This is a genomic window from Parasphingorhabdus pacifica (genome assembly GCF_054779195.1).
Window position 1 is genome coordinate 105100 of the sequence record NZ_BAAGYS010000013.1, and the last position, 17935, is coordinate 123034.

The window sequence follows — 17935 nt, forward strand, 5'->3', positions numbered from 1 at the left end:
CCATGTTCTCATCTGATCCGCCACACGCGAAGTGGCCTACGGTCGAATTAACGGTGTTCAGCTTCGCTATAGGATAGGCCTGCGGAGATCGGCGGCACACCGTACCCGCGCCGCTCGGGCGAGGGGACGCCGCTTCCGGCGGTGGACACCTCCGCCCGAACTCCCCCCGATGGCCGAGACCAGAGGAAACACAGTGCCGCACGCCCCCGACACACCACCGACGAACACACCCCGGCTCGCCCGATATCGGCGGTTGGTGACCAGGTTCGCCGCGGCCTCACTGGTGGCGACCGTGCTCAGCCAGCTCGTCTTCATCGGCTCGTACTCGCTCGGTGCGCTCCCCGCGGTGGCAACCGTGCTCGCCTGGTTGTCCGGAGCCGTTCCGAACTTCCTGCTGAACCGCCGGACCTGGGGCAGCCGCACCCGGGCCGGGCTCCGCGGCGAACTGCTCCGCTTCGGCATCGTCTCGGTGGGCACCGCGTTGCTCGCCACTGCGGCGACGAGCAACGCCGAACCCCTGGCCAGGTCGACGTTTCCCGACTCGCGTCCCAGTCAGGTCGCGATCGTCTGGGGCGCCTTCCTCGGCACTTACCTCTTGATGTTCGTCGTGAAGTTCTTCCTCTTCGACCGGCTGGTGTTCACAGCCGACCGGGATCGCCCGCCGCAGCGGGCTCGGTGAACGTCTCACCCGTCGACACCGAGTCGGCCTTCGCGCCCGCCCTGCGCTCGCGCCACCACGTCCCCAGTACGACCCGCAGGTAGCGGTACCCGTACAGGATGTTGTTGCCCTTCTTGCTCTCTCCCGCCGCACGAGCCAGCATCGTCATCGGCTGTTCCAGCACGCGGTAACCCCGCGCCAGCACGCCGACCAGTAGCTCGGACGACTGGTACTGACTCTGCTCCAGCGTGACCGCGTTGGGCACCTCGATCTTCATGCCTCGGAAGCCGAACGACGTGTCGGTGATGCGCTGGCGCGTCAGGACGCTGACCAACCAGCCGAAGAAGTACGTCCCCGCGCGGCGCAACCAGTCGGTGGTCTCGCTGCGACCCAACCGGCGCGATCCCGTGACGAAGTCCGCCTCGCCGTCGATCAGCGGTTGAAGCAACTTCGGCATCTCTGCGATGTCGTACTGCCCGTCGGCATCCGTGGTGACCAGGTATCGTGCCCCGCGTTCGGCGGCGAGCCGGTAGCCGAGACGCAACGCGGCCCCCTGCCCCCGGTTCTGCGGGGCCACGCAGGTCTGCGCACCGTGCTCCGTGGCGACCTCGGCGGTGGCGTCCCGAGCGCCGTCGACGACCACCAGTGTGTCGACAGCGAGACCGCAGCTCTCCGTGGGAATGCCGTCGAGTACTCCCCCGATGGCCTCTTCCTCGTTGTAGGCGGCGATCAGCACCACCACCGGCGCGAGCTTACGGTCGCCGAAGCGGTCCGCGTAGTCATCGAGCGCTGCTCGGTCCACCTCGTCCGGATAGGGCGCGGACATGTCGGGCTCCTTCGAAACGTTCGTTGCTTCACTGGGAGGGGGAGAAGTCTGAGTCTGGGAGTCGGGGGTGCTGTCGCTGTCGGGGCTGCTGTCGGGAGCGCCGTCGGGGCTCCGGGTGTCCTGCCCGCGACGACCGCCGAAGATCGCCGTGATCCCGAGTGCACCGGCCAGCGGCAACAGGACCAGTCCGGGAAGCTGGTATCGCCACGAGAACTCCATCGCGGCCGCGGTGAACAGGACGGTGGTCACCAGTCCGACCGGGAGCAGGCACACGGCGCGCAACCCGGACCGGCGTGCCCTGCCCACCCCGAAGATCGCCAGCGTCGCGATCACCAGCGCACCACCGAGGACGGTACCCGGGGTGTAGCCGCCGTTGAGCTGGTAGGTGCGGAGGAACCCGGCCAGGTCCTGGTTCACCGAAATGACGCCGTCGTCGTAGAGCTCGGCCCACTCGGTGACGTACCACTCCGGCTCGTACATCGGATAGGTGGTCTGGAACTGCCAGCGGTGCAGGGGAACATCGCCGGGCGTTTGGGTGCGGGTGGGAGCGAAGCCCTTGAGGAAGTCCCGCACCACCCCGCCGATCACATCCATCGGCTGGTTGAACACGACCTTCTTGGCGAACGAGCCCTCGACGGCCACGGGGTCCACGTCGCCGGGGAGCGAGGCAACCCGGTCCTCCACGGGGAAGAAGTGGATGTAGTGGTCGATTCCGTTGAGCTTGCGCTCCGCTACCGGCTCTTCGGGGCAGACCAGCTGCTCCGCCGGCGTCAGGTCGAGGTTCGCGCAGTCGGCGACCACGGCGGTACGGCCGTAGACGACGCTGCCGGTCGACCCGCCCAACGCGAAGGTGCCGGTCCACACCGCGTGGTACGTGCCGTAGCCGGCCAGCACCACGGCGAATGCGCCGGCCAGCGCCCCCGCCGAACGGAGCCGACGCTTCCAACCGTCGCGCGGACGGAGCCCGGCGGCCAGCAGCACGAAGACGACCGCGGGAACGATGAGGGTCAGACCGACGATCCGCACCAGCACCGAGACCGCCAACACCAGCCCCGCGAGCGCCGCGACCCGCGGTCCGGGCGTCCCGTGCCAGGTGAGCACGATGATCGCGACCAGCAGCAGGATCTGGAACAGCAGATCGGACATGATGTTCTGCTCGATCTGCAGCTGGTACGCGTCCAGCAGCACCGGCGCCGCCGCCAGCGCGGCGATCCAGCGCCTGGTCCCGAAGCGCAGCAGCAGCACGTAGATCGCGATCGCCAACGCGATCCCCAACCCGTGCTGAACCATGACCACGAACCCGAGATCGCCCACGAGCAGCAACGGTCCGAGCAGCAGCAACTCGTAGCCGATCGGGTTGATCCCGCCCGGGAAAAAGACTCCGAGGTCGCTGAGATAGCGGAAGGAGTCGATGTAGAGCAGTGCTGGCTGGTAAGCGAGGTGCACGACGCCGCGCAGCACCACACCCCCCAGGATGAAGAGGGCGAGCAGCCAGTGCCGGCGTAGCGCCTGCGCCAGCCGCGAGATCATGACCGCCCGGCGGCGGCTGCCCGGAAGTCTTCCCAGACCGTCCGCAGGCCGTCGGTGAGTCCCATCGAAGGCGTGTAGCCGAGTTCTCGCTGCGCCTTGGCCACGTCGACGATCACCGCGGGCATCTCACCGTTCTTGGCGGGCACGTGGTTCACGGGCAGGGCCTCGCCGGTCGCTTCCCGAACCGATTCGATCAGTTCGAGCACCGAGATCGACCGCCCGTAACCGATGATCGCGGTACCGGTGTACTGCTTGTCGAAGGCGGCCACGATTCCCTGGACCACATCGTCGACGTGCACGAAGTCGCGGCTCTGCGAACCGTCGCCGAACACCTCGACACCGTCGCCGGACAGTGCGGCACGCATCAGCCTCGGAATGAAGCTGTCCTTCTGCCCCATCCCCGGACCATAAATGTTCGTGAAGCGCAGCGCCGTGGTCGCCATGCCGTAGGCACCCGCGTAGCCGGACAGCAGCATCTCGCAGGCTGCCTTGGTGGAGCCGTAGGGCGTGAGCGGTTGCAACGGCAGGTCCTCGGAGATGGTTCCCCGGCCGATGTCACCGACGACCGCGTTCGTCGAGGCGAGGACGAATTGGCCGACCTCACGCCTGCGCGCGAGTTCGAGCAGCTCGTGGGTGATCTCGACATTGGCCTTGTAGGTCTCGGCCGGCTTGTCCACCGAGCGCAGGACCGAGGTGATCGCGGCGAGGTGGATGATTCCGGCGGTGCCTTCGAGCACCGCCGCTTCCCGGACCGCGGGGTCCGCCAGGTCGCCCGCCACGTGTGTCACCAGCTCGTGGTGGAGGGACTCGGGCAGCTCCTGCTGGTCGATGACCGTCACCGGGGTGCCACGTTCGAGGAAGGCCCGCACCACGGACCTTCCGACGAACCCGGAACCACCTGTCACGACCACCCCACCAGTAGGGGCGGCGGTGTCTGCTGAGAGAGGAGTCACGCTGCTTGGCACGCGCCAGACTCTATCGGCCCGCCGGACGGCTTCGCTTCAAGCCTAGGTATCGGTCGAGTTTCGAGTTTCGAATTTCTTGTTCAGCCCGTGCAGTCCAGCCCCGAAAACACCTTCCGCGAACGTTTTATCCAGGTCAGCCTCGTCCACGGCGTCCGCGTCGTAGTGCGCGAACCACTCGACCAAGCATTGGTCGGAACCCGAAATGGGAAACGCACGCAACGTGGCCCGATAACTACGAACCGGGAACGGCCCGCTCAGGATGTCGTAGGTGAGCGTGCGCTCCGCATCGTCGAGGGCCACCAGCTGCTCGCGCACCTCGGCACCATCGGCCAGCACGAGGATCCGGACCGCACCCACCTCGGTGCCGTGAGCGTTCTCGGCGAGAGTGCTGCTCGAAATGCCCGGATGCCACTGCGGCAGCCCGTCGAAGTCGCGGATCGCCGCCCACACTTCCTTGGCCGAGGCCGGAATCAACCTGCTCGCGTAGGACTTCGCCATGATCGGCTCCTCACTGTGGTACTGGTTCGTTGTCCGCTTCCGTCCGATCCACGAGCGACTCGCTCCGCCCGCCGTTCGCCGCTTACCGCGTGATCTCCGTGAACTCCCTGGTGCGCTCGGTCAGCGCCTGCTCGGTGGGCAGCCGTTCCATGCTGCTCGCCCCGTAGAAGCCGTGGCAGCGGGCGGTGCGGGCCAACACGTGGGCGGCGTCGCCCGGGGTCGAGATCGGGCCGCCGTGGCAGAGCACGAGCACGTCGTCGCGCACCTCTGCGGCCGCTCGGGCGCACTCGTCGATCAGTTCGACGCAGTCATCGAGCGTCTTGCTCGTCCCGGCACCGATCGCACCGCCAGTGGTCAGCCCCATGTGGCAGACGATGATGTCCGCCCCCGCCTCGGTCATCGCCCGTGCGTCCTCGGCGGAGAACACGTACGGGGTGGTGAGCAACTCGGCCTTCCGGGCAGCGGCGACCAGCTCGACTTCGAGCCCGTAGCCCATGCCGGTTTCCTCCAGATTCGCCCGGAAGGTGCCGTCTATGAGCCCGACCGTGGGAAAGTTCTGGATCCCCGCGAATCCGAGATCTCGCAGCTCGGCGAGGAACCGATCGGTGAGCATGAACGGGTCCGTACCGTTGACCCCCGCGAGGACCGGTGTCTTCCGGACGACCGGCAGCACTTCCCTGGCCATGTCGACGACGACGTCGTTGGCGTTGCCGTAGGCGAGCAGTCCGGCCAGCGAGCCACGACCCGCCATCCGGTAGCGCCCCGAGTTGTAGATGACGATCAGATCGATACCGCCGGCTTCCTCGCACTTGGCGGACAGGCCGGTGCCCGCACCACCACCGATGAGCGGTTCACCGCGTGCGACCTTGCCGTGGAAGTGCCTCATCAGTTCGGCTCTGGTGAACGAGGACATCCTTCTCCTTGCCGTCGTCGTGGTGCTCGCGGACGAGTCCGCCGATTGAAGCGCGGTCAGACCCTCGGGCCGGATACCTCGTGGAAGGCGGCGAGCAACTCGTCGACGAACTCCGGGTCGTTGATGTGGTGCGGCACCGTCACGACGTGCCGATCGGCGGTCTGCCGCACGTGGCTGCGCAGGGTCTCGAACAACGCCGCGTTCGCTTCGGGATCGTGGAACGGCTGCCCCGGCGCGTCCAGCATGGACACACCGCCTTCCGGGATCAGGAACCGCACCGGTCCCTGCGACTCGTTGAGCTTGGCGGCGATGAACTCGCCGATGCGGCGGCACTCGTCCGGCGTCGTCCGCATGAGGGTGACCTGCGCGTTGTGCTCGTAGAACAGGCGATCGCGGTATCGGTCGGGCACGGAGTCCAGGGCGCCGAAGTTCACCATGTCCAACGCCCCGCACGAACCGACGTAGGGCACCCCGGTGCGCGCGACGGCGTCCAACCGCTGCTTTCCCGCGCTCATCACGCCACCCGCGATCAGGTCGCACACCTCGGTGGTCGTGACGTCGAGGACCGCCTCGATCAGTCCGTCGTCGACGAGCTTCTCCATCGCGCGGCCGCCGGTGCCGGTCGCGTGGAAGACCAGCGGGTCGTAACGCGCTTCGAGCCGGGAGGCGAGCGCGCTCACGCACGGTGTGGTCACCCCGAACATCGTCAGGGCCAACGCGTGCTTGCCCTCGCCCTCCCGGACCGGATCGAGCGCCGCCCCGGCAAGCGCGTGGGCGGCGTTGGCCAGCACGCGGCGGGAGATCCGGTTGAGGCCGGCCACATCGGTCACCGAAGGGAACATGGCGATGTCGCTGGCGTCGACGTAGGCCGAAACGTCACCGGAGGCGACCGTCGAGACGATCATCTTCGGCACGCCGACCGGGAGCTCGCGCATGGCGGGCGCGATCAACGCGGTGCCCCCGGAACCGCCGAGACCGATCACTCCGTCGACGGGTTTCCTCGGCAGGAACACCCGTAGGGCCGTAGCCATCTCCGTCACCGCCGAGCCGCGGTCGCCGGTGAACACCGACGAGTGCCCCTGCGGGTGGTAGTCGGCCACCTGGTTGGGCTTGACGTCGGCATCGGACGCACCTCCGGAGGTGCTCACGTCCACTGTGACCACCGACAGCCCCTTGGCGGCCAGCAGCCCGGCGACGTAGCGAAGCTCGGCACCTTTGGTATCGAAGGTCCCCACTACGTACGCATTGCCCATCGAGCCCTCCACGGCGATGATGTTCCGGTCGCCGATGACCCTACTCAGCGATCGCCGAATCGCGCAGTACGTTGTTCAGGCGATCTTCAGGACTCCTCCAGGCGCTTCTGCGCCTTGGCCAGGTCGTCGGCCACCTTTCCGAGTGCGTTCTCGAAACCGGCGGTCACCGCGTCCAGTTTGGCCTCCAGCTCGTCGAAGCCGTCCGAACCGGACCGGAGTTCGACCGCGAGGTCGTCCAGCGCGGCGTTGACCGCGGTGGCGATCCCGGCACCGATTGCGTCCGGCTCGGCGTACGCGCCGTCCGCTCCGGGCCGCAGGAGGTCCGGGGACAGATCCACGTGGTCGACACGTCCCTGCTCGGTGACGGTGACGCGGACCATCCCGTCGGCGGAGTCACCTCGTCCCAGCACGGCGTTCCCCGCATCGTCGGAGCCCGCCGCAGCGTCGTTCCGGGCATGGGCACCCGAGTCCTCCAAGAACGAACCTTCCACCACGAACCTCCTCGTCGATGCGCGCTGCTGTTCATGTGCGCTGCCGCCTGTGTGCATCGCTGCCTGTATGCATCGCTGCCTGTGCGGGCTGCCGTCCATGCGCGCTGCCGCACGCAGATGACCTCGACGAACTTTGCCACACCGGAGCGGCCAACCGCGTGGGGTTTCGCTCAACCGGGCGGCCCCCCGACCCCGACCACCGACCCTCCCGGGGCCGCGGATGCGTTGTCGACGCCCGCGGAAGTCAATCCGCGACGAGGGGCACGAACTCGAACCGACGCCCGTCGGGATGCAGAACGTGACCGAGGCGCTTGGCGAATCGAGGGGTGATCCACCGGTCGAGCACGCGCGAACCGCTGAACTCGGTGGCCAAGAACTCCTCGAAACCGTCGAGGTCTTCCATGCGGTGCAGCCAGACCTGCGCCACCAGGTTGGCTTCGCTACCGATCGTCGCGCACAGCCGGACCTGCTGAAGACGCCCGATCCCGGTCGCGACGCGCGTCAGATCCTCCTGCGGCACGTCCAACCACAACGTCGCCGCTACCTGCCAACCCGCGACGTAGTGAGCGACTTCGCAGCGGACGGACACCTGCTCGGAGCGGAGCAGACGATCAACCCACCGGCCCGCCGTGCCGACCGAACAACCCAGTCGCGCGGCCACCGCGGAAGCGGGCACGCGCGCGTCCGGCCCCAGCATCTTCAGCACTTCGCGGTCCCGGTCGGAGAGCCGGCCAGGAACCGTTCGCGATGCTGCCGGCGACAGTGCGCGCTGCTGTGCGGGGGAAAGCGCGTCCAGTCGCCAGGACGACCCCTCTCGGAAGATTCGTCGGAAGAAGTGCGTCCGCGTCGCTCGGACACCGGCGACCGTGCCGATCGACGTGGCGACCTCCTCGTCGAGTTCGAGGATGCTGCTCGCCATGACGGTCAGCATCAGCTCGCGTCGCCCGGAGGTGGCGTCGATGTTCCACACCGAATTCATGCCCGCGAGGGCGTCCATCACCGACCCGCGATCGCCCGGAAAGCACTCGACCTCCACGAACGCGCCCGTTTGCCAGCCATCCGCGCCGCGTCCTCGTTCGCCCACCGGGTAGCAACTGAACCAGGCGAGGCCTTCACGGGTGAGCCGTGCCCAGCGGCGAGTCAGGGTGGAAGGAGCGGTCCCCAGCACTCCGGCAAGACTGGACCAGGTGCACCTGGGACTGATCTGGAGCGCGTGGATGAGGCTCAGATCGATTTCGTCGACGGTGGGAGATTCGTGCACGGATCGGAACTGTAAGCGAAAAATCGTGCGACTGACAGTCCTCGTCCGCCCTGTCCAGAGCTCTCCCGGCAAACGTCAGCGGCCAGACCAACACGAGCCGGCGACCTCGCGGAGGGGCGAGTGGACCGGGGAGTGTGGGCCTTCCTCGGCGCGGACGGTTGACGTTACCCGCGGCCCCCAGGATTGCCCCGTTCGACGCGGATTTGTTCCGAACTCCCCGCAAGGGTGCTGATCACCTACGTACGGTTTCACCCGGACAGGTGAGGGAAACAGGGCCGGGGAGACACACGGAATGACGGAGATGTTCTCGATCACCCCATCGCGACTGCGGAAATCCGGACGGGAGTTGAGTGATCTCGGCGATGCCCTCGCCGCCGACCGCGATTCGCTCCACGCGGTCGGCGGCGGGGATTCGGCGTGAGGCAACGACGAAGTGGGGAGTTCTTTCCGCGGCGCTTATCTCGAGGTCGTCGAGGCAGCCTCCCACGCACTGCGCGCACTGGCCGGAGGAATCAGCGACACCGGCGCCGCACTCGAAGCCACCGCTAGGGATACCGAAGCCATCGACCGCGCGCAGGCCGACGACCTGCGACGTCTGCTGGGCGGCCGTGAGCGTCGCGCTGCCACTGGAACTCGGGGCCCTGCTGGACGAAGTTGGTGGCCGCTGGCCGGAGGCGGACGAGGACCGGCTCCTCGAGTTGGCCAACGGATGGCGCCGGATCGGAGACCGACTCGAAAGGTTGCGCGAGGACGGGCTGGCCATCGCTCGAACAGTTGAATCCGCGCACCATGGCCGGTCCATCGACGCCTTCTCGGCACGGTGGTCGAAGCTCGACGCCCACCTGGCTTTCGGCTCAGCCGCCGCGAAGCAGCCGCTCTCGCCGTCGACGCGCTCGCGCGAGCCACGCTCAGCAGCAAGTCATCGATCCTGGACGTGCTCGCGGCCGGCCAGGAACAGGAACAGAACATCCGGAAGAACACGGCCAACGTCGCGTTCATCGGGCCCTTGATCAGCGCCCTGCTCCGATGCTCCGTCCGTACATCACGCAGTTTCTGAGCCAGCTCGTCCGCGTGGTCGTGAACGCCCTCCGACCACTGCTCAAGACCATCGCGCGAGTGTTCAAGGAGACCGGCCTCGAGATCGCAGGCATCTTCGAAGACCTGTTCGGCGACGCCGAACCACCGCCGCCTCCACCTCCTCCGGAGCCGATCTACCAGCGCGACGCGCCACTCCCACACGCCCGCGAACTCATCGCGCACGGCACCGAGTGGACGCAATCTGGCCGCAACCGGGGGAAGTTCCCATTGACAGCAGAACCAAGCCAGGTCCTATACAAACAGAATCCACACACGGGAGAAATTACCAATTATTCAGTATATGACGACAAAGGATACATCATCAAACGCGTAGATTTGGCGGGATCACCCCACGGTGGAGTCGACACTCCGCATGTAAGCCCGCCCTGAGGAGGAACCGTGAATCGACGAAACTTCCCTGAGTTCCTTACTCCGTGGCGTGACCTCAACGGAGAATACTTCACACCGACCGACCACCTAGGACAAGGCGAAGGCATCGAGTTCGCCATATCGGCTCAATGGCTCTTTTGTCCGAATTTTATCGAGTACCGCGGAGGCCTCTTTGCTTCCGATTTCGAAAACGCTCTAAACCCGGGCAAGAAAAAATCCGTCGACGAATGGCTTGAACACTTCAGCGGGAACATTCCACGCGCCGAAGCCAAAGGAAACCTCACATAATCCACGACATCTTCTCGGGGTGCGATACCGCCTCCTACGAAGATGATCTCTCCCAGCTCGTCGAAAGTATCGCGGAGTGCTGGCGCGGCTTGCTGAAGCTGCGCTTCCCGGATCGGGAGTTCGTCGTCGACGTCTACGACGACGAGAACTCGTACGGGCCGCAGCTCACCTTCTACAGCGCCTCGACACCGCCGAAGCAGGACGCCACTGTCGTCTACGACCTACCGGCCGGGCGCTTCCCCGCTGCCGAGGACGTCCGCACCGCTGTGCACGTGGACCTGCCGCCATCCCTGCGCGACGAATTCGCGGCGTTGTCAGCCACGCCCCCACAGGAAGTCGACGTGCGCGCGATCCGGGACCTACCGATGCTGCTCCACGCCATCAGCCCCGGCGCCACTACCGTGAGCAAAGCGATCAATCTCACTCGCGCCGAGACGGTCGTCCTCACCAAGTTCGAGCAACTGTGGGTGAAGAACCGCCCGGTGGCCGAGCAACTGCTCACGGACCTCCCCAGCGCACTGCGCACGGCACGGAACGAGAACCGGTCGAAGCACGTCGCCCTCACCGACCTCACCTCCCGCACCGCGGACGCCGCACTTGCCCAGCTGAGCAACGCACCCGGGGAATAGGACGAAGCCGACGAACCGATCGTGGCTTTCCACTACCCGCCATCCGCATGACGACGCCGGGGGTTCGAGCGCGCTCGCTCGAACCCCCGGCGCGTACCACCGATCAGTAGCCCTTGCCCTTGCCCTTACCGGTGATCTTGTTCTTGACCTGGTCGATCTTCTCTTTGTTCTTGGGGTCTTCGTAGTACTTCTTGGCCTTGTTGATCGCCATGCGCCCCTGCGGGCTCTTGGCGAAGGTAGCCAGCTTCCTGAACAGAGACATGTCAGCTCCCAAGATCTCGTCGAGTCCATCACCAGCCTACCCAGGCCGGCCAGAACAGGAACCGACGTCCGGGGTCGACCCTTCCCCACGGCGAGAGCCGGGACGCTGCGCACCCGGCGTGATCGTCAGCCGAGCACTCCACTGATCGACGCGTGGCCCTTGAGCAGGTTCCGCGCGATGGTGCGCCGCTGGATCTCGTCGGTGCCCTCGAAGATCCGAAGCAGCCGCAGGTCGCGGTACCAGCGCTCGATCGGCAGTTCCCGCGTGTAGCCCATACCGCCGTGGATCTGCAGCACCCGATCGACGATCTCGTTGGCCCGCACGCCACCGTAGAGCTTGGCGATCGACTGCGCGTGCCGCGAATCCCCGCCGGAATCGACCTGCCACGCGGCCTGCAGGACCAGCCAGCGCAGGGCTTCGATCTCCACCGCCGAGTCGGCGATCATCCACTGGATCGCCTGGCGATCGGCGATGGGCTCGCCGAACGTGTGCCGGTTGCCGGCGTAGTCCAGCCCCATTTCCAGCAGCCGCTCACAACCACCCAGCGCGCGGGCGGGCAGCAGGTAGCGCCCGCGTCCGATCCACTGCATGGCCAACGCGAAGCCCTGTCCCACCTCGCCCAGCACGTTCTCCTCGGGAACCCGAACACCGTCGAAGACCAGTGCGGCGGGCCTGCGTTCCAACTCACCCATGATCTCGATCGGCTCGGACTTCCAGCCCATGTCCCGATCGGCCAGGAAGCAGGTGACGCCGCCGTCGGCGCCCTTCTCCTTGTCGGTCACGGCGAAGACCATGGTGAAGTCCGCGTCGTTGCCGCCGGTGATGAACGTCTTCTCCCCGTCGATCACCCATTCGGAGCCGTCCTTGTAGGCGGTGGCCCGGATGTTCTTGGCATCCGATCCGGCGCCGGGCTCGCTGATGGCGAAGCACGATTTGCGCTCACCTTCGATGGTCGGCAGCAAGTAGCGCTGCTTCTGCTCCTCGTTGGCGTGGTAGAGGATGTTGTCCGCGTAACCGCCGAACGAGAACGGTACGAACGTCCGCCCCAGCTCGACCTCCACCAGCGCGGTCATCACAGCCGAAAGCCCCATTCCGCCGTACTCCTCGGGCGTCTGCACGCCCCAGAAACCGGCTTCCCGCGCCTTCGCACGCAGGGCCTTCAGGTCCTCCTTCGGGAGTCCGGGCTCACCGGCCCGCTCGCGACGCAGCACGTCGGACTCCAACGGCATCAATTCGCGCTGGACGAACGTGCGGACCCAGTCCCGAATATCACGCTCGGTTTCCGACAGGGCGAAGTCGACCATGTGCTTGCTTCCTTTCCGAGAATGGTTTTCGACGGTCGGCGGCGAAGCCACCGGAAACGCTCTAGGACTTGCCCACCACGCGGTCGCGCAGCTCGCGCTTGAGGACCTTGTGACTCGGCCCCAACGGGAGCTCGTCGACGAAGACGATCCGTCGGGGATACTTGTGGTGGGCCGTCTGCTCGGCTGCCCAGCTGATGATCGTCTTTTCCAGAGTGTCCGCGACCTCCGGAGCGGAGCCGTCCTCGGCGACCACGACGGCGCACACCTCTTCACCGCGCTGCTCGTCGGGCACCCCGATGACGGCCACCTGCGCGACCGCCGGGTGGCGGATGAGCAGTTCCTCCACCTCGCGCGGGTAGATGTTGTAGCCGTTCCGGATGATCAGGTCCTTCTTGCGGTCCACGATGGACAGGAATCCGTCGTCGTCCTTGCGCCCGAGGTCGCCGGTGCGGAACCAGCCGTCCACCACGACCGCCGCGGTCGCTTCCTCGTTGTCGAGGTAGCCGGCGAAGACGTTGTGCCCGCGCACGACGACCTCACCGACCTCGCCGACGTCCAGTAGCTCGATCCGCTCCTCGACCTCGGGTGCGGCGATCTCCACGTCGATGCCCCACATGGGGTGACCGACGGTGCCCGCGCGGGTCCCGTGGATCGGCTGGTTCACGGTGGCCGTCGGCGAGGTCTCCGACAGCCCGTAGCCCTCGTGGATCTCGGCGCCGAACCGTTCCTGGAAGCGTTCGAGCACCGCCACCGGCAGGGCGGCTCCGCCGGAGATGCACAGCCGCAGGCTGTTCGCCTCCACGCCGTCCGACGCGGCCTCCAGCATCCGGATGTACATCGTGGGCACACCGTTGAGATGGGTGATCTCGTGTTCGCTGATCAGTCGCAACGCATCGGCGGGATCGAACTTCGGCTGCAGCACGAGCGTCGCACCGGCCCGGAAGGTGGTGTTGAGCGAAACCGTCTGCCCGAACACGTGGAACAGCGGCAGGCAGCCGAGGACGCGATCCTGCGGTGTCGTGCCGTTCGCGTCGAAGGCGTTCACCGTCGCGTTCATCACCAGGTTCAGGTGCGTGAGCACCGCGCCCTTGGGGCGGCCGGTGGTTCCGCTGGTGTAGAAGATGACCGCCGGATCCTCCGGCTGCCGGGTGGTGAAGCTGGGCACCGGTTTCGCGAGGGCCGCCAGTTCGGTCAGCGACTCCTCGGCCGGATCGCTCGGCGTGTCCCCGACCGTGACCACCGGGATGCTCGAGCGGCGAGCGGACTCCCGAGCGAGGTCGAGCTGGCTGGTGTGGGCGACGACGAGTTTGGCCCCTGAATTGCTCAGCAGGTAGGCGGCTTCATCGGGCACCAACAGCAGCGGCACGGGCACGACGACCGCGCCGAGGGTGAGCACGGCGTAGTAGGAGCGCACGAAGTCGATGACGTTCGGCGCCACGATCGCCACGCGGTCACCGGGTTCCACACCCCGATCGCGCAGCGCGGCGGCGTGGCCGCGCACCTGCTCCCACAGCTCCCGATAGCTGATCGAGGTGTCGTCCTCGATCACGGCCGCCTGCTGCGGCCGCGCACGCGCGGGTTCCGCCAGCACCGAGACCAACGACATGGTCATCCGCACCGGGGCGTGCTCCCGTTGGGTCATCTTTTCTCCAATCGGCGGAAATCCCGGCGTTCACCGGGGAGGAGGAGTCGATCCCGAGTGTTCTTGAGTGACCACCCCGAAGATCGGCTTCACGTACAAACGTGCCATCATGTAAGCATGAGTCGAACGTGGGTGAAGCGGGCATACAAGTACCGCTTCTACCCCACTGCGCAGCAGCGACAGGAATTGCTGCGCACGTTCGGCTGTGTCCGCAAGGCATACAACCTCGCTTTGGAAACGCGGACCCGTGCGTGGTTCACCGAACAACGTCGGGTGAACTACGCCGAAACCTCGGCGATGCTGACCGACTGGAAGCGCTCCGGGGAGTTGTCCTACCTCAGCGAGGTGTCCTCGGTGCCGTTGCAGCAAACCTTGCGGCACCTGCAGGGGGCGTTCACCGCGTTCTTCGACAAGCGTGCGAAGTACCCGCGCTTCAAATCCCGCAAGAAGTCGCGTCAGTCTGCCGAGTACACCAAGTCCGGGTTCAAGTGGCGCAACGGCCAGATCACGTTGGCGAAGATGCGCGAACCACTCGACATCGTGTGGTCCCGACCGCTGCCTGAGGGGGCGGAGCCATCCACATTGACCGTGTCCCGCGACGGGGCCGACCGGTGGTTCGTGTCCATCCTCGTTGAAACCAGCGTTGAGCACCTGCCCGCCACCGACAGCGCGGTGGGAGTGGACGCCGGGTTGGACTCGCTGGCGGCCCTGTCGACTGGCGAGAAGGTCATCAACCCAAAGCACGAACGCCGCGACCGTGCCCGGTTGGCGAAGGCTCAGCGGGAGATATCCCGCAAAGAGAAGGGCTCGAACAACCGGGCCAAAGCTCGTCGGAAGGTGGCCCGTGTGCACGCGCAGATCACCGACCGCAGGAACGACCACCTGCACAAGGTGACGACTCGACTCGTCCGTGATAACCAAACGGTCGTGATCGAAGACCTTCAGGTGCGCAACATGCTGGGCAACCGGAGCCTGGCACGCGCGATCTCCGACGCGGCGTGGTCGGAGTTTCGTTCGATGCTGGAGTACAAGGCCCACTGGTACGGCCGCGAGGTGATTGCGGTCGACCGGTGGTTCCCCTCCAGCAAGACGTGTTCGGCCTGCGGCAGGCTCGCCGAGAAGATGCCGCTGCACATCCGCATCTGGACCTGCACCGGGTGCGGTGCCACGCACGACCGCGACGTCAACGCCGCGAAAAACATCTTGGCCGCCGGGCTGGCGGTGTCGGCCTGTGGAGCCGGTGTAAGACCTCAACGGGAGTCCTCCCGGACGGGGCAGCCGACTAGGAAGCAGGAACTTTCGGGCGCGAGCCCGAAGGGAAACCTCGCCCTTCAGTTCCGGACGGGGAATAGTCAACTCCCGACCTCCATACCGCGTCGCCGGGCGGAGTCGGGCGACTCCGTCTTCGGCCATAACTAACGACGTTAGTTTTATCGACTCTAGAGTCACCCCGGCGCTGACCGCAAGGCCGCCCGGTCACACACTGGACGCAGCTCCGGGAAAGCCCCGGAAGCGAACCGGAGGTGACCCGTGCCCAGGCCGACCAACCCGCTGCTCTCCCCCGAGCGCATCCGCGAGTCCGGCCTGGAAATCGTCGACACCCAGGGCCTGGAAGCGCTGTCGATGCGCAGGCTCGCCGATGCGCTCGGGGTCAAGGCGGCCTCGCTGTACAACCACGTCGCCACCAAGGACGCCCTGCTGCAGGAGATAGCCGACTCGGTGATGGCCGACGTCGACGTATCCGGTTTCGACGTCGACTGGCACACCGGCCTGATCACTTGGGCTCGCTCGTACCGCGCGGCGCTGGCCGCCCATCCGAACCTGGTGCCGTTCATGGCCTCCGGCCCCGCGCGCCGCGAGACCGCACTCAGCCGCGCCGACGCCGTCCACGGTGGCCTCGTGCGCGCGGGATGGCCGCAGCGCTACGCCACCATGATCGGCGCCTCCACGAAGTACCTCGTGGTGGGTGCCGCGATGGCCTCGTTCTCCCGCGGGTTCGTCGAGGACGCCGAGATCTACGACGAGCGGTTCCCCAACCTCGGCCGGGCGCACCTGCTCGCCCGGCACGCCACCGAAATAGACCAGGACAGCTTCGAGCTCGCCCTCGCCTCCCTCGTCGACGGCCTGCACCACCTGCACGCCGCCCTCACCAACCCCAGCGACACCACCGACCCCACCCCCGACAGCCCCTGACCCATGCGCAGGGGCGCGCACATTTCAACCCGAGTGAGACCACTCTCGCGTCCGGTTGACTCCGGTGAGTCCCCTCCGTAGCGTCCTGGCCGCGAGATCGTGCAGCTCGACAACAGAAGATCGCGCCAACGACACCGTGCGGGAGAGACTTCGTCCAAGGAGACGGAGCGCCGAAGGAGCAATACTCCCCAACAAACTCTCAGGCTCAGTCACCGCACGGACCAGGCGAACTAACGGAGAAAAGCAGGAGCGTCAGTGCTCCTCGCCCACGGTGCAAGCCGCGTCCGGCGACGCGGCGAAACTCTCAGGCCAATGACTCCGGGGAGACTCTGGCCAGCGCACGCCCGCGCCGTCGCCGTCGAAGAGTCCCGGATATGGTTACCGCAGTGAGCTGACCGGCCCATCGAATGCCGACCGGTGCCCACAAGGAGGAGTTTCCGCAATGTCGTCGCCCCGCAAAACCCCGTTGCACGACATCCACGAGAAGCTAGGCGCGCATTTCACCGAGTTCGCCGGTTGGCAGATGCCACTGCGGTACTCGGGTGACACCGCCGAGCACAACGCGGTCCGGAACAGCGCCGGACTGTTCGACCTGACCCACATGGGTGAGATCCGGATCAGCGGTCCGCAGGCCGCCGAAGCACTGGACTACGCCCTGCTGGTCAACGCCTCGGCGATCACCACCGGCCGGGCCCGCTACACCATGATCTGCAATGCCGACGGCGGTGTGATCGACGACCTCATCGTCTACCGGCTCCAGGACCGGGAATTCCTGATCGTGGCCAACGCTGCGAACGCCGCCGTCGTCTCGGCCGAAGTGGCCGAGCGCGTCACCGGATTCGACGCGATCCACGAGGACGTCTCCGATGAGTACGCGCTGATCGCCATCCAGGGGCCGAATGCCGTCGCGATCCTCGAACCGCTGACCGACACCGACCTCAGCGGGGTGAAGTACTTCGCGGGCTACCCGAGCCGCGTCGCGGGCAAGGACATACTACTCGCCCGCACCGGTTACACCGGCGAAGACGGATTCGAGCTGTTCACGTCCCTCGAGGACGCTCCCGCCGTGTGGGAAGCCCTGTTCGAGTCGGGCGAGGCGCACGACCTCAAGCCCACTGGGCTCTCCTGCCGCGACACCCTCCGCCTCGAATCGGCCATGCCGCTGTACGGCAACGAGCTGTCTACCGACTCCACCCCGTTCCACGCCAACCTGGGCCGGGTCGTCAAGCTCGACAAACCTTCGGACTTCGTCGGCAAGGCCGCGTTGGCCGCCGCCGCGGAGACGCCGACCGAGCGCACTCTGGTCGGCCTCCGCACCGATCAGCGCCGCGCACCTCGCCACGGCTACCGCGTGCTCGACGCCGAAGGCAACGAGGTCGGCGCCGTGACCAGCGGAGCTCCGTCCCCGACACTCGGACACCCGGTCGCAATGGCTTACGTCGATCGCGCGCACAGCCGGCCGGGTACCGCATTGCAGGTCGACATCCGTGGCAAAGCCGCCCCGGTAGAGGTCGTCGAGCTGCCGTTCTATCGCCGCAGCGCCTGATCGCGCCGGCAACCGTTTCCATCCGTCGATGATCGAACCAGGAGGCAACACCATGTCGACATCGGACCTGTTCAACAGCCAGCTTGCTGCAGTGGATCCCGAGGTAGCTTCGGCGGTTGGTGCCGAGCTCGACCGCCAGCAGACGACGCTGGAGATGATCGCCTCGGAGAACTTCGCGCCGCAGTCCGTGCTGGAAGCACAGGGGTCGG

Annotated in this window: 19 protein-coding genes, 2 pseudogenes and 2 riboswitches; of the genes and pseudogenes, 11 read left to right on the plus strand and 10 right to left on the minus strand. The window is 66.7% G+C overall.

Annotation, left to right across the window (positions count from 1 at the left end; translation table 11 throughout):
• Positions 1-193: 193 nt before the first annotated feature.
• A complete protein-coding gene (locus ACYVAN_RS20050; protein ID WP_460961885.1) occupies positions 194-679 on the plus strand; it encodes a GtrA family protein in 486 nt (161 codons plus the stop codon).
• Here the strand turns inward: ACYVAN_RS20050 and ACYVAN_RS20055 are convergent.
• From ACYVAN_RS20055 to ACYVAN_RS20085, 7 genes are all read right to left on the minus strand, one after another.
• Positions 639-3014 (minus strand): glycosyltransferase family 2 protein, encoded by a 2376-nt coding sequence (locus tag ACYVAN_RS20055; protein WP_460961887.1) that lies wholly within the window; start codon positions 3012-3014, stop codon positions 639-641. The genes ACYVAN_RS20050 and ACYVAN_RS20055 overlap by 41 nt on opposite strands.
• On the minus strand, positions 3011-3979 hold the full coding sequence (locus ACYVAN_RS20060; RefSeq protein ID WP_460961889.1) for an NAD-dependent epimerase/dehydratase family protein: 969 nt from the start codon (positions 3977-3979) through the stop codon (positions 3011-3013). Before ACYVAN_RS20060 ends, ACYVAN_RS20055 begins: the two co-directional genes overlap by 4 nt.
• Before the next feature lie 42 nt (positions 3980-4021).
• Positions 4022-4477 (minus strand): SRPBCC family protein, encoded by a 456-nt coding sequence (locus ACYVAN_RS20065; protein ID WP_460961891.1) that lies wholly within the window; start codon positions 4475-4477, stop codon positions 4022-4024.
• Positions 4478-4559: 82 nt separating this feature from the next.
• On the minus strand, positions 4560-5390 hold the full coding sequence (locus tag ACYVAN_RS20070; protein ID WP_460961893.1) for a phosphoenolpyruvate hydrolase family protein: 831 nt from the start codon (positions 5388-5390) through the stop codon (positions 4560-4562).
• A 56-nt stretch (positions 5391-5446) separates the two neighbouring features.
• The gene (locus ACYVAN_RS20075; protein ID WP_460961895.1) at positions 5447-6643 is read right to left on the minus strand and encodes a Tm-1-like ATP-binding domain-containing protein; all 1197 of its coding nucleotides are present in this window, start codon (positions 6641-6643) and stop codon (positions 5447-5449) included.
• A gap of 86 nt (positions 6644-6729) precedes the next feature.
• Positions 6730-7134: a YbaB/EbfC family nucleoid-associated protein gene (locus ACYVAN_RS20080; RefSeq protein WP_460961897.1), complete on the minus strand. Its 405-nt coding sequence runs from the start codon at positions 7132-7134 to the stop codon at positions 6730-6732.
• Between the two features lie 244 nt (positions 7135-7378).
• A complete protein-coding gene (locus ACYVAN_RS20085; protein ID WP_460961899.1) occupies positions 7379-8395 on the minus strand; it encodes an Lrp/AsnC family transcriptional regulator in 1017 nt (338 codons plus the stop codon).
• 292 nt (positions 8396-8687) lie between these two features.
• Here ACYVAN_RS20085 and ACYVAN_RS20090 point away from each other — a divergent pair, with 292 nt between their 5' ends.
• The 6 genes and pseudogenes from ACYVAN_RS20090 (at position 8688) to ACYVAN_RS20115 (ending at position 10779) form a co-directional block, all read left to right on the plus strand.
• Positions 8688-8816, plus strand: a complete 129-nt coding sequence (locus ACYVAN_RS20090) for a hypothetical protein (protein WP_460961920.1) — start codon at positions 8688-8690, stop codon at positions 8814-8816.
• A pseudogene (locus tag ACYVAN_RS20095) lies at positions 8758-9171 on the plus strand (hypothetical protein); the annotation flags it as partial. The gene ACYVAN_RS20090 and the pseudogene ACYVAN_RS20095, both read left to right, overlap by 59 nt.
• Before the next feature lie 44 nt (positions 9172-9215).
• Entirely contained in the window at positions 9216-9452 is a 237-nt protein-coding gene (locus tag ACYVAN_RS20100) for a hypothetical protein (RefSeq protein WP_460961922.1), read from the plus strand.
• A gap of 59 nt (positions 9453-9511) precedes the next feature.
• The gene (locus tag ACYVAN_RS20105) at positions 9512-9862 is read left to right on the plus strand and encodes a polymorphic toxin type 24 domain-containing protein (RefSeq protein ID WP_460961918.1); all 351 of its coding nucleotides are present in this window, start codon (positions 9512-9514) and stop codon (positions 9860-9862) included.
• 9 nt (positions 9863-9871) lie between these two features.
• A complete protein-coding gene (locus ACYVAN_RS20110; RefSeq protein ID WP_460961900.1) occupies positions 9872-10150 on the plus strand; it encodes a hypothetical protein in 279 nt (92 codons plus the stop codon).
• Positions 10151-10239: 89 nt separating this feature from the next.
• A complete protein-coding gene (locus tag ACYVAN_RS20115; protein WP_460961902.1) occupies positions 10240-10779 on the plus strand; it encodes a hypothetical protein in 540 nt (179 codons plus the stop codon).
• 103 nt (positions 10780-10882) lie between these two features.
• Here the strand turns inward: ACYVAN_RS20115 and ACYVAN_RS20120 are convergent, their stop codons facing one another.
• The 3 genes from ACYVAN_RS20120 to ACYVAN_RS20130 form a co-directional block, all read right to left on the minus strand.
• Complete coding sequence (locus ACYVAN_RS20120; RefSeq protein WP_460961904.1) at positions 10883-11041, minus strand: hypothetical protein; 159 nt, start codon at positions 11039-11041, stop codon at positions 10883-10885.
• A gap of 125 nt (positions 11042-11166) precedes the next feature.
• Positions 11167-12345: an acyl-CoA dehydrogenase family protein gene (locus tag ACYVAN_RS20125; protein ID WP_460961906.1), complete on the minus strand. Its 1179-nt coding sequence runs from the start codon at positions 12343-12345 to the stop codon at positions 11167-11169.
• A gap of 61 nt (positions 12346-12406) precedes the next feature.
• A complete protein-coding gene (locus tag ACYVAN_RS20130) occupies positions 12407-13987 on the minus strand; it encodes a long-chain-fatty-acid--CoA ligase (protein WP_460961908.1) in 1581 nt (526 codons plus the stop codon).
• Positions 13988-14104: 117 nt separating this feature from the next.
• Between ACYVAN_RS20130 and ACYVAN_RS20135 the strand changes: the two genes are divergently transcribed.
• From ACYVAN_RS20135 to ACYVAN_RS20150, 4 genes and pseudogenes are all read left to right on the plus strand, one after another.
• Positions 14105-15406 (plus strand): RNA-guided endonuclease InsQ/TnpB family protein, encoded by a 1302-nt coding sequence (locus ACYVAN_RS20135; protein ID WP_460961910.1) that lies wholly within the window; start codon positions 14105-14107, stop codon positions 15404-15406.
• A 111-nt stretch (positions 15407-15517) separates the two neighbouring features.
• Positions 15518-16180: a TetR/AcrR family transcriptional regulator gene (locus tag ACYVAN_RS20140; protein ID WP_460961911.1), complete on the plus strand. Its 663-nt coding sequence runs from the start codon at positions 15518-15520 to the stop codon at positions 16178-16180.
• Between the two features lie 129 nt (positions 16181-16309).
• Positions 16310-16405, plus strand: a riboswitch (glycine riboswitch).
• Between the two features lies 1 nt (position 16406).
• A riboswitch (glycine riboswitch) is annotated at positions 16407-16509 on the plus strand.
• A gap of 113 nt (positions 16510-16622) precedes the next feature.
• Positions 16623-17726: a glycine cleavage system aminomethyltransferase GcvT gene (gene gcvT, locus ACYVAN_RS20145; RefSeq protein WP_460961913.1), complete on the plus strand. Its 1104-nt coding sequence runs from the start codon at positions 16623-16625 to the stop codon at positions 17724-17726.
• 52 nt (positions 17727-17778) lie between these two features.
• Positions 17779-17935 (plus strand): annotated as a pseudogene (locus ACYVAN_RS20150) (serine hydroxymethyltransferase); the annotation flags it as partial.

Bases quoted from the DNA above. Each gene is read 5' to 3' on its own strand.
- ACYVAN_RS20055 (WP_460961887.1), bottom strand. From the start codon at position 3,014: ATGATCTCGCGGCTGGCGCAGGCGCTACGCCGGCACTGGCTGCTCGCC.
- ACYVAN_RS20065 (WP_460961891.1), bottom strand. From the start codon at position 4,477: ATGGCGAAGTCCTACGCGAGCAGGTTGATTCCGGCCTCGGCCAAGGAA.
- ACYVAN_RS20070 (WP_460961893.1), bottom strand. From the start codon at position 5,390: ATGTCCTCGTTCACCAGAGCCGAACTGATGAGGCACTTCCACGGCAAG.
- ACYVAN_RS20075 (WP_460961895.1), bottom strand. From the start codon at position 6,643: ATGGGCAATGCGTACGTAGTGGGGACCTTCGATACCAAAGGTGCCGAG.
- ACYVAN_RS20090 (WP_460961920.1), top strand. From the start codon at position 8,688: ATGACGGAGATGTTCTCGATCACCCCATCGCGACTGCGGAAATCCGGA.
- ACYVAN_RS20120 (WP_460961904.1), bottom strand. From the start codon at position 11,041: ATGTCTCTGTTCAGGAAGCTGGCTACCTTCGCCAAGAGCCCGCAGGGG.
- ACYVAN_RS20125 (WP_460961906.1), bottom strand. From the start codon at position 12,345: ATGGTCGACTTCGCCCTGTCGGAAACCGAGCGTGATATTCGGGACTGG.
- ACYVAN_RS20130 (WP_460961908.1), bottom strand. From the start codon at position 13,987: ATGACCCAACGGGAGCACGCCCCGGTGCGGATGACCATGTCGTTGGTC.
- ACYVAN_RS20135 (WP_460961910.1), top strand. From the start codon at position 14,105: ATGAGTCGAACGTGGGTGAAGCGGGCATACAAGTACCGCTTCTACCCC.
- gcvT (WP_460961913.1), top strand. From the start codon at position 16,623: ATGTCGTCGCCCCGCAAAACCCCGTTGCACGACATCCACGAGAAGCTA.